Below are 9953 nucleotides of genomic sequence, written 5' to 3'. Positions count from 1 at the left end.
AACGAACCCAAAGAGTGTGAGGAGTGCCGTCGAAAATCAGGTCCCGGGAGAGCGGGGCGGTCACCCAGCTCGAGCCGGCGATCTCGCGTTCCAGCTGACCGGGACCCCATCCGGAATAGCCGAGGAAAAAACGATACCTCGGGCCACCGGGATTTTTTCCCGATTCGATCATTTTCTTCCAAACTTCCGTTGAACTGCTCAGATAAAGCCCGGCTTCAAGTTCCATACTTTGCGCCGCCATGGCCGTATCTTCATGAACAATCCAGCCTCGCTGGTTTTCCACGGGCCCGCCCCAATAGACCTTTAACGTGGATTCCACTTTCAAAGGGCTGGAGTCTCCGAGAATTTCTTTGACCGAAACGTTTAGAGGGCGATTGAGTATGACCCCCATCGCACCGTCTTTGGTGAATGCGGACAAGAGGGTCGTGGTCTGGAAAAAATTCGGGTCCTGGAGTTGCGGCATCGCGATGAGAAAACAGCACCGTTTTTCTTCGGCCGACGTCATTGGTGTGATCTTATGACGTTTTTGGACGAATCGCCACCGCGGTGCTTTAGGGGTCTGAGCAAAATAACTTATACATTTGTGCTTGGTCTTTTGAACCAGCTCTTCATGGTCCTCCTCGCGTTAGCGCCTCCGGCTAGCGCTTCGTCCTCCCGCCTCGATCTGATCCAAAATCCACTGCGCAAAAATCGTCTACCTTATTTTGCTCAGACCCCTTAGCTGCAGAGCGCGGCTTCGGCGTTCAGAAAGAGATGCCGCATCGTCTGCCGATACCAGTTTCGATCGCTTCGGCCGGGCAATAGGGAAACTCTGCGCTGAGTCGTTTCGAGCGGCACGCCCGCGTCGATCCATTCACCTCCCCCCTGTTCGTTCGGTACGAAAATGACGGGAAAGGGAGGGGTGGGGGAAAGCGCCCCGGAGCAGGCGACGATCCCCTCCCGGCTGTCGTCAAGTCTTACGGAACTGCCTACGGGCAATGGACCCATCACTCGGAGGAAAGCGTGCACCACATCTTTGCGGTACCTGCCTTGCGCGCTTTCGGCGGCCAGAATTCGGATCGCTTCAAACGGCGTAAAGGAGCCTCGGTAGATTTCGTCCGTGGACAGCGCATCGTACATCACGCTCACACCGACCAGCTCGGCCATCAGGCTGGGCAGAATCGCGCGCCGCGGCTTGGGATAAACGTCGGCGCCTCGCGCGACCCAATGATGTTGGTAGCTTACCAAAACGCGTTCGGCCACCGACTCATTCATATACCCAAGCGTCAGAAACACGGCCGCGGAATCGATCGGATGGTTCCGAATTCGGCGCCACTCCTCCTCCGTGAGAGCCGACGGTTTGGAGAGGATTTCCTCAGGGATTTGAAGCTTGCCGACATCGTGAAGGAGCGCGGCCATGCCGAGCTCGACCAACTCTTTCCGTCCGATTCCGATTTCCCGACCCAAAGCCAGGGAATACACCATGACGTTGACGCAGTGGTGGTAGAAATATGAATCGAAACTTTTGAGAAGCGGCAACAATGCGAAAAGTCGGGGAATCTTTTCAGAAAGGTCCACGATGTCGCAGACCAGACGCTGTGTCTTCCGCAGCGTCGAAATCTGATCCTCTCCGGGAGCGGAGAAAGCGAACTCCCGCAAGACGAACAGCAATTTGGCGTAAGTGGTTACCGCGGAATACGAAAGCTTGGGGAGAGGAAGCTCTTCCGAAACCTCATGCTTAAGAGTTACGATTTTCCGTACCTCAACCTGCTCGATCCGGGCTTCCGTGAGCGCTTGGTTGATAAGGCGAGCCCGTTCTTCCACGGGGCCGTGAACGGATCGGTAGGCGCTCAAAAACGAGCGCCAATCGTGATCGGTGGTGGCGGCCCGGACGGTAATTCCTCCAAGCCCGGCATCTTTGAAGTGGTTGGCCAAGAGGAAAAGATTTTCCTTTTCCGAGAGAGCGGGCTTGATCCAGAGGCCGTTCAAAAAGAACTGGTCTTCTACCGTCCGAAAGTCGGCGTGCCCTTCGAGAGCAAGAATTTCTTCACCCTTCCGGACGAGGGATTCGATCGGGTCATTGAAAATCTGATTTTGTGCGTCGTGGAATTGAATCGTCCGGAGCGCGGCGAATAGCGCATGAAGCCATCCGCGGCCCAGTTGGTTGAGCGCGATAATCAGCTCGCGGTTCCGCGTATGTTGGCCCGATGCGCCGACTTCAGACATTGGGAGGTTCCTCGTCGGTCGGTCGCGTGGGAGCCGGCCGGTTCAGAAGTTGTTTGGCGGTTTCCCGCACGGCGCGATTGACGAACGTTTTCGACGCGATCTCTTCCAGGAGCGAACGGGCGCGCGGGTCCGCGATTTCGCCCAAGGCGTTCACCGCGGCCACACGAAGTTCCTCATGGGCATCGCTGGCGTGGCTCGACTGGACGATCTGCTTGAGAAAATCGAGGACCGCGCTTCCTCCACATCGAGCCAAGGCGACGAGAGCCAATTTTTTTTCGCCGGCGTCACATTCTTCGAACGACGTCCCCGCCGCCTCCTCCGCGAGAGGCTTCGCGTAAAAAGCATCGGGAGCCTGGGCGATGAGACGAAAGGCAAGCTCGCGGACGGCCGGGGCGGGATCCTTGATCGCGCGGCGCAAGAAATCGCGGGACGTTTCGAACGAAGCCTTTTTCATGGCTCGGACGACTTCAAGGCGAACCTCGGGCAGGGGATGAATCGCGACATTCGCGAAGATTGTGGGGATCATCTTTTCTTCCAAAAGAGCGGCCAGAATCCTCACCATGTCCCGCACGACGACTTCTTCCGGTCGTTTCAGCGCCCGGACGTATGCTTCAATCTGGTCCGGAGCGTGCTCGATCAAGTGTTCAACGATCGCCGTGTGCAAGGTTTCCTGAGACAGTCGCGCGAAAAGTTCGCAGAGCTCGTCGATCGACCTCGTCCCGACATAAGTCAAAAACTGTGTCCAATCTTCCGGAGTAGCCCGGATCCCCTTTTGCGCCAAGTCTCCGAGTGAGCTGAATAGGTCCGCGGTGCACAAGGCGGCGATTTCCTGCTCCACCGTTTGATGAGCCAGCTCGTCGCGGGCGGCGACAAACGCCTGGACGCCGCGCAGACGCTTCAACCACTCCGTGGCTTTGCGAAGATCTCCCTGGTGCAGAAGACTTTCGAGAATGGCACGGTAGGAGCGGACGAGACCGACGAAGTTTTCGGCTTGCGCGGATTCCTCCAACACTTCGCAAAAGACCGGCGAAACCTCCGCTAAATAATCTCGCTCTCCAACACGGCTTGTCTCGACGGAAAGTGCTTCCGTTTCTTCCGGACTTTTTTGGAACGCTTGCGGGGGAACGGGCGCGGCGATTTCTTTTTGATATCTCTGATGATGCGACGACCGGTTGCCGATGGGACCCGGCTCCCCGAGAACGTCGGCGGAAGGGTTGAGGAGATTTTGGATGAAGCGGTCGAGATATTTCCGTTCGTTCTGTTGCGACTCCTTCTGTTGATTCTCGGAAAGGTCTTCCTGCAACAGAGCGAAACGGTCGCTCGCATACACGTCTACGGTCTGATACCGAATCGACTTGAATCCCTTTTTCCAAAGGAGTGTGACGGTGTCGTCTTCGCGGGTTTCATACGCCTGAATGTCTCTTCCCAGGACGGAAGCGAGGTCATGAATTTCCTGCGTCGTAATCCCGGGAAGGAATTCCAGCTGTCGGACACCGTCGACGAACATTTCCTGGATGTAATTGTTCTCCCGTTTTTGAATGGAAAAGACCGGGCTTTCCTTCCATTCCAGATCCGTTCTCTTAACGGCCAGCGAGAGCGGACCCTCCAGTTGCAGGAATTCCGCCAGGCGCGTTTCGGCGTCGCGAAGAGCGGAAACATATTGGGGATGCTCCCTGCCGTAGAGAACGAACTGTCGGACCGCCTTGTCCAGAGCGGTCAGGACAAGTCCGGCCTCTTTGACCGGGTCTCGAGCGAGGGCCATGGATATAGGTTAATCGGAAAAAGGTCCGAACGAAATCCCTATTGGAAGAAGAAGTCCAAATACCGGTAGAGATTCGGAAACCACGTCACGAGAAGCGGTCCGTAGCCGTTGGAAATCGCGTGAAAGACGATCCCGGGCACGATCGATCCGGTCATCAAGGTAATCGGAGCGGTGATTAAACCCAGAAGCAGCGGTCCGATCTTAAAGCCGCCGTGTCCTCCCATAAAGATGACGGAAGAGAACAAAACGGTCGTGAGCGGAGAATAAGATTCCCGAAGCGCCCGGACCAAAATCCCTCGAAAAAAAATCTCCTCGCTGATCGGGGCGAGAACCAAGAGAACGAACAATGTGGACGCGTGGAATCGGATGGGGACCGGCAGGCCTCCGAACATCGGCCGAGGCAGGAATGAAAAGAAATGATCCAGGCCGGTCAGAACCATCGCGCCGGCTACGGTGAGGAAGGCCGGGATCAGGCCGATTCCAAGGCCGAGCAAGGCATCCTTTAAGATCCGAGGGCGATCGAAACCAAAATGCCGCTTTCGTAAATTTCGAATCTTCGCCATCCAAATGGACGTTATTAAAAAAAACATCTGCGGAGAGAGTGCAATGGCGGCCCATCCCTCGTTCGGCAGATGTTTCATCACATAAGGCTGGTAAATCACCGCAAACGCGATGAGACAGCCCACCGGCCATCCCAACCCGATCGCCGGAATCATGGCGAGCGGCCGACTCCGAGGAAAAAGAAAAGAAGAGGGGGGACAATCAGCAGCAGACTGCCCAAAACCAGGCGAAGCCGGGCAAAAATCTTGCTTTCCGTTCGACTGCGAAGGCTGGCCAAACCTTTCGCGAGATTGAAGAGTCCGATGGCAATGAAAAACGTGTATACCAAGATCTGGGCGAATGAATGATTCATTATTCCGCCATTGTAGACCGTTGTTCCCGCCTTCGGGACCGAATTTCTTCTTTCGTCGATGGAGCGATCACCACCGTGAATTCCCCGCGAGGACTCCGGCTCGAAAACGCAGCCGCGACGTCGGTGAGCGAACCGCGAAGGATCTCTTCATGGATTTTCGTCAGCTCTCTTCCCACACAAGCCATGCGGGAACCGGAGAGTTCGGCCAATTCAGCGAGGACTCGGGAAATCCGGTGCGGTGCCTCGAAAAATACGGAGGCGCCGGCTGCAGTTGTGATGTATTCCAGGAGTTTCCGCCGTTGACCGCTCTTCTTGGGCAGGAAGCCGTAAAAATGAAAGTCCCGAATCGAAAATCCGCACACGGAAAGCAGCGTCGTGACGGCCGAAGGGCCCGGGATTGGAACTACTGTATAGCCTGCGCGAAGTACCCGATCCACCAGGCGGTGGCCCGGGTCGGAAAGGGAGGGGGTGCCGGCGTCCGTTGCGAGTGCAACGGACCTTCCCTCGGCTAAGATCGGGAGGATGGTTTCGGCGGCCTCTGCTTCTTTGGCTTCGTCGCATCGAAGAAGCTTTTTGGAGAGCCCCAAGTGGCTCAAAAGTTGCCGGGTCCGACGTGTATCTTCGGCGGCGACCACCTCCACTTCGGCCAGGGTCCGTTGTGCGCGGCCGGTGATGTCTCCTAGATTCCCGATCGGTGTTGCGACGACATAAAGGCGCCCTGCGGACGGCATGCATGGAGACTAAAGGCGAGCTTGAGGGGTGGCAAGGCAATCAGATAAAATGATCAAGTATGCCCCGCCGGATCGTTATCCCTCTCCTTTTCTCTTTGACTATCGGGGTTCTAAGCTGTGGAAGCGAAGCCGGAAAGATCGACATCAATCTCACTCTGGACCAGAGCGTGGACCAAACGGCGATCCGGTTTTTCTTGTTTGTCGTCAAGCCGACGGGCGGAAGCGGAACGGGCCTTCTATTTCCGAACTGCCTCTCGACGACGGCGGGCGGTGCGACCTGCATTCAGACGCCGGCCGCGTGCGGCAGCTCCCTCCCGGCGACTCAATCCAGTTTTGAGCTGGAACTCCCGTTCGATACGTTCCCGTTAGACGCTCCCATCGATATCACCGCGTGCGCGGTCAAGGACGATCTATCCAACGTAGCTTCAGGTCAGGCGACGGCCATTGCCAATACGGCGGGAGGCAGTTCGGATATTTCCATGACCGCCGGAGATGCGACATGCAGCACGACGATTCTAGCCGTGCCGAGGTGTTGATCGAATGCGTGTGTTTCAGATTTTCCTGACGACGGCCCTTATTCTCACCGCTTGCGGCGAAAAGGACGGAGCGCAGGTCCCGATCAACATTACCGGGGCATCCGCATTTTCAGATCCCGCCGTAAGCGACGTCGTCTTTGAGGTGACGAATGTACCGTCCGGAGGATTTATTTTGGACCTGAACAAGGACGGATCTCCCGACCGATTCGCGTTTCCGAGCACGTGTGACGGCTCGTTTCAGGCGAACTGCGGTATACCCGCCGGATCGGCCGCAGTCGTGAACGTCGGAAATCTGCCGCTGAATTTTCTCTATCAAATTGAAGCGCGTTTTCGAAATTCCGCCGGACAAGTGCTTTACAGCGGTTCTTCCCAATTCACGAACGACAAAACGTTAACCTCGATCGCCGTCATCGTTTTAGCGCCCTCGCCGCCGTCATGAAGAACCTTCTGTGGATTGGATTGCTCCTGCCGAGTTGTTTGTCCTGTGGAAGTTCGCCCACCATTCGCATCGACGTCGACATCGCGGCCAACACCGGGACGAGTGACGATCTCCTGGAATCCATCGAAGCCAATCGGCAGCTCGGGATCTCCCGCGGCATCTATTTCCGCTTTACGCCGTTGATCTGTCCGCCGATCGACATCAATCAAACGGACACGACCTCGGGAAAGCAGACGTTTACGCAGCCCGATGATTCGCTCGGCGGGGTATCGGCGACCAAGTCCGAGTATTCCATCGATTCGTCGCAATTGTTGAACAACACCTATTATCGCGTCGAAATGCTGGCCCCGAATTTGGACGGCTCAATCCCCTTCGGCGGAACGGGGGATTGCCCGATCAATCTTTCGCTGGATGCGGGGATCAATCTCACGACGATATGCTTCGGGGCGATCGGCACATCCACCATCGGCCCGCTCTGCGCCGGAACGACGCCGTTCAGTCAATGCCCGACGGTACAGGCTCAAGCCCAAGTCTGTCCGTAGCCGGTTGTTTACTCTGATCCGCCGCTGGCGATCGTCGTGTCGGTCGTCGCTTCTTTTTGTTCCGGCATTTCCATGGCCAGGGCGTGGCCCGTGCGTTTGATTTCAAATCGCTCTTCGCTGTAGTTCGCCTGATCACGCACGACGATCCGGCGACCGGACCGGTTTTCCAGTTCTTGAAGCGTTTCCATTTCCTCGTTCTTCAGAATGCCCGCGACGTTCGAGTGACAGACGATTTCGATATTCTTGTACGATTTTTTGTTCTGAACTTCCTCTCTCAGTTTCCGAAGGATCGTATAGGCCACGGTCCGCCGGGATCGGTGAAAGCCTTTCCCGTCGCAATGCGCGCAAGGTTCGCAGAGGCCGCGGTTTAGGCTCTCCCGCGTCCGCTTTCGCGTCATCTCCACGATTCCGAGTTCGGAGATTTGGAGAACGTTGGTTTTCGCCTTGTCGTCGGCGAGCGCGTCCTCCAGTGCCCGGTAGACCCGCTCCCGGTTGTTGCGTTTTTCCATGTCGATGAAATCGAGAATGATGAGACCGCCGATGTTTCTCAAACGCAGCTGCGCGACGATTTCTTTGAGAGCTTCCAGGTTGGTCTTTAGGATCGTTTCTTCGAGGTTTTTCGTTCCTACGAAGCGGCCGGTGTTGACGTCGATCGACGTCAGCGCTTCGGTTTGGTCGATGATGAGCGACCCCCCCGATTTGAGCCAAACCTTTCGTCCCAACGCCCGGTCGATCTGCGGCTCGATCCCGAAATGATCGAAAATCGGCTCCCGTTCATGGTAAAGCTCGACGTTTCGTTTCTCACGGCTCAGAAACTGACCCAGGAACTGCATGATCTCGCGATAGGCGCCCTTATCGTCCACGATCAGTTTTTCGACGTCCTCGGTGAAGAAATCGCGGGCGACCCGTTGTATCAGGTCGAGATCCTGATGGATGATCGCCGGAGCTTTCATCCCCTGCCTGCGGCCGAGAACCTTTTTCCAGAGACGTTCGAGGTATTTGACGTCCGCCTCGATTTTGTCGTCGGGCTGTCCGGCCGAAGCGGTCCGGATGATGAATCCGCCGTCCGTGGTTTGCGTGGCGTCGACAATCTCGCGCAGGCGGCGCCGTTCGGCGTCGGTTTCGATCTTTCGTGAAACGCCGACGTGGTTGACCGTCGGCATGTAGACCAAATGGCGGCCGGCGAGTGAGATATGAGACGTCAGTCTTGCGCCTTTGGTTCCCATCGGATCCTTGGCCACCTGGACGAGGACGTCCTGACCCTCTTTCAACAGGTCCTGAATCTGGGGTCTTGGCCCCCGCCCGCGCCGGCGTTTTTCCTCTTCGATTTCTTTCTTGCTGAAGGCGTCCCGATATTCGTCGAAGAAGTCGGTGACATATAGAAACGCCGCTCGCTCGAGGCCGATGTCGACGAACGACGCTTGCATCCCGGGAAGAACCCGGACCACCTTCCCCTTATAAATGTTGCCGACGATTCCCCGTTCTTTGGGGCGTTCGGTGTAGAGTTCCGCTAGGTGATCCTCTTCCATCACCGCCACGCGCGTTTCTTGCGGGGTCGAGTTGATTACGAGTCTTGAAGCCATGCCGGCACCGCCTCTCTAAAGAGGTGTTCGGTGCAGGGGCAAAAATCAGTCCGTGACTTGGAAACCTCCGCCGGTTCGACTTGGCGAAAGCCATTCCACTGTAACTTTTTCCACCCGAGCACTGGGCGGCCCATGCTGGGACCAACGGAGAAGGGACTCTAAAGCCTCTTCTTCTCCTTCGGCTTCCAGCTCCACGCATCCATCCGGGAGGTTACGTACAAATCCTTTTAGTCCTAAATCCATGGCTTGGTCACGGGCCGTAGCCCGATAAAAAACTCCCTGAACCCTCCCAGAAACGATTGCGCGAAAACGCTTCACCATGGAGACAAATCACCAGCAGTTGCACGTGCCACGTTTCGGCCTGCAACTGCCCGAAATCAGGTAGTTCGAATTAAACACGCCTTGGCGGGCCTTGACAATCGAAAAGGTCCGTCTATAAGAACGTCGCTTGACAAGGTGGTTGGGCGTAATCAATAATCACAACAAAGCCTAGTATTTAGCCACCACATTTCGGTCCCCAGGTATCCTGAAGCAGCATGCTGCCGTCTGTCCTAGAACAGACCCCCAACGGCTTCCGGTGCTTGAACCAACGAGAGTAGGTAGTCATGAATCTAAAAGAACTAAAAGAGAAGAAAATCAATGACTTGGCCAGTATGGCCAAGGACTTCAATATCGAAAATTCCGCCGGAATGCGGAAGCAGGAGCTGATTTTTGCCGTCCTGCAAGCCGCGTCGGAAAAGAATGGAGCCATTGTCGGCGACGGCGTCCTGGAGATCCTTCCCGATGGATTCGGCTTCCTTCGCGCTCCCGACTACAATTATCTTCCCGGCCCCGACGACATTTATGTTTCTCCCTCGCAAATTCGGCGATTCGGTTTGCGTACGGGCGACACGGTGGTCGGTCCGATCCGTCCGCCGAAGGAATCCGAGCGTTACTTCGCTCTCCTCAAGGTCGATCAGGTCAACTTCGATTCGCCCGACGTTGCCCGTGAAAAGATTCTGTTCGACAACCTAACGCCTCTTTACCCGAACGAGCGGCTCAAGCTGGAATTCAACAACAAAGAATATTCGACGCGGATCATGGACCTTCTCTGCCCGATCGGTAAGGGTCAGCGGGGACTGATCGTTTCGCCTCCGCGCGCCGGAAAGACGATTCTTCTTCAAAACATCGCCAAAGCGATCATGGCGAATCATCCCGAAGTCGTGCTCATCGTGCTTCTGATCGACGAGCGCCCCGAGGAAG

General features: G+C 56.2%; 12 protein-coding genes. 4 read left to right on the top strand and 8 right to left on the bottom strand.

The features are described 5' to 3' along the window. From VI895_09255 to rsmI, 6 genes are all read right to left on the bottom strand, one after another. A partial coding sequence (locus tag VI895_09255) for a YqgE/AlgH family protein (GenBank protein HLG19982.1) occupies positions 1 to 505 on the bottom strand: 505 nt, incomplete at its 3' end. Between the two features lie 212 nt (positions 506 to 717). Next, complete coding sequence (locus VI895_09250; protein ID HLG19981.1) at positions 718 to 2205, bottom strand: HD domain-containing phosphohydrolase; 1488 nt, start codon at positions 2203 to 2205, stop codon at positions 718 to 720. Then, positions 2198 to 3967, bottom strand: a complete 1770-nt coding sequence (locus tag VI895_09245) for a HEAT repeat domain-containing protein (GenBank protein ID HLG19980.1) — start codon at positions 3965 to 3967, stop codon at positions 2198 to 2200. The genes VI895_09250 and VI895_09245 overlap by 8 nt, the downstream gene beginning before the upstream one ends. 38 nt (positions 3968 to 4005) lie before the next feature. Next, entirely contained in the window at positions 4006 to 4683 is a 678-nt protein-coding gene (locus tag VI895_09240; GenBank protein HLG19979.1) for a type II CAAX endopeptidase family protein, read from the bottom strand. Further along, positions 4680 to 4880 carry a hypothetical protein gene (locus tag VI895_09235; protein HLG19978.1) on the bottom strand — a complete coding sequence of 67 codons (201 nt, stop codon included), beginning with the start codon at positions 4878 to 4880 and terminating at the stop codon, positions 4680 to 4682. Before VI895_09235 ends, VI895_09240 begins: the two co-directional genes overlap by 4 nt. Continuing rightward, positions 4880 to 5611 (bottom strand): 16S rRNA (cytidine(1402)-2'-O)-methyltransferase, encoded by a 732-nt coding sequence (gene rsmI, locus VI895_09230; protein HLG19977.1) that lies wholly within the window; start codon positions 5609 to 5611, stop codon positions 4880 to 4882. Before rsmI ends, VI895_09235 begins: the two co-directional genes overlap by 1 nt. Before the next feature lie 59 nt (positions 5612 to 5670). On the opposite strand from rsmI, the gene VI895_09225 reads away from it, so the two are divergent. The 3 genes from VI895_09225 to VI895_09215 are packed head-to-tail and all read left to right on the top strand — an operon-like array spanning position 5671 to position 7128. Beyond that, positions 5671 to 6147: a hypothetical protein gene (locus VI895_09225; GenBank protein ID HLG19976.1), complete on the top strand. Its 477-nt coding sequence runs from the start codon at positions 5671 to 5673 to the stop codon at positions 6145 to 6147. 10 nt (positions 6148 to 6157) lie between these two features. After that, positions 6158 to 6586: a hypothetical protein gene (locus VI895_09220; protein ID HLG19975.1), complete on the top strand. Its 429-nt coding sequence runs from the start codon at positions 6158 to 6160 to the stop codon at positions 6584 to 6586. Next, a complete protein-coding gene (locus VI895_09215) occupies positions 6583 to 7128 on the top strand; it encodes a hypothetical protein (GenBank protein ID HLG19974.1) in 546 nt (181 codons plus the stop codon). The genes VI895_09220 and VI895_09215 overlap by 4 nt, the downstream gene beginning before the upstream one ends. Before the next feature lie 8 nt (positions 7129 to 7136). Here VI895_09215 and VI895_09210 read toward each other — a convergent pair whose 3' ends face one another. Continuing rightward, the gene (locus tag VI895_09210) at positions 7137 to 8711 is read right to left on the bottom strand and encodes an Rne/Rng family ribonuclease (GenBank protein ID HLG19973.1); all 1575 of its coding nucleotides are present in this window, start codon (positions 8709 to 8711) and stop codon (positions 7137 to 7139) included. Positions 8712 to 8756: 45 nt separating this feature from the next. Next, a complete protein-coding gene (locus VI895_09205; GenBank protein ID HLG19972.1) occupies positions 8757 to 9032 on the bottom strand; it encodes an acylphosphatase in 276 nt (91 codons plus the stop codon). A 284-nt stretch (positions 9033 to 9316) separates the two neighbouring features. Here VI895_09205 and rho point away from each other — a divergent pair. Continuing rightward, the coding region (gene rho / locus VI895_09200) for a transcription termination factor Rho (GenBank protein ID HLG19971.1) at positions 9317 to 9953 on the top strand (637 nt) is incomplete at its 3' end.

The organism is Bdellovibrionota bacterium (assembly GCA_035292885.1).
Taxonomy (GTDB): domain Bacteria; phylum Bdellovibrionota_G; class JALEGL01; order JALEGL01; family DATDPG01; genus DATDPG01.
The sequence above is the reverse complement of the archived record's forward strand: the minus strand, read 5'-3'. Positions and strand labels throughout refer to the sequence as shown.

Coding starts and splice junctions, on each gene's coding strand:
- VI895_09235 (HLG19978.1), bottom strand. CDS start 4,880: ATGAATCATTCATTCGCCCAGATCTTGGTATACACGTTTTTCATTGCC.
- VI895_09250 (HLG19981.1), bottom strand. CDS start 2,205: ATGTCTGAAGTCGGCGCATCGGGCCAACATACGCGGAACCGCGAGCTG.
- VI895_09245 (HLG19980.1), bottom strand. CDS start 3,967: ATGGCCCTCGCTCGAGACCCGGTCAAAGAGGCCGGACTTGTCCTGACC.
- VI895_09210 (HLG19973.1), bottom strand. CDS start 8,711: ATGGCTTCAAGACTCGTAATCAACTCGACCCCGCAAGAAACGCGCGTG.
- rsmI (HLG19977.1), bottom strand. CDS start 5,611: ATGCCGTCCGCAGGGCGCCTTTATGTCGTCGCAACACCGATCGGGAAT.
- VI895_09225 (HLG19976.1), top strand. CDS start 5,671: ATGCCCCGCCGGATCGTTATCCCTCTCCTTTTCTCTTTGACTATCGGG.
- VI895_09240 (HLG19979.1), bottom strand. CDS start 4,683: ATGATTCCGGCGATCGGGTTGGGATGGCCGGTGGGCTGTCTCATCGCG.
- VI895_09205 (HLG19972.1), bottom strand. CDS start 9,032: ATGGTGAAGCGTTTTCGCGCAATCGTTTCTGGGAGGGTTCAGGGAGTT.
- VI895_09215 (HLG19974.1), top strand. CDS start 6,583: ATGAAGAACCTTCTGTGGATTGGATTGCTCCTGCCGAGTTGTTTGTCC.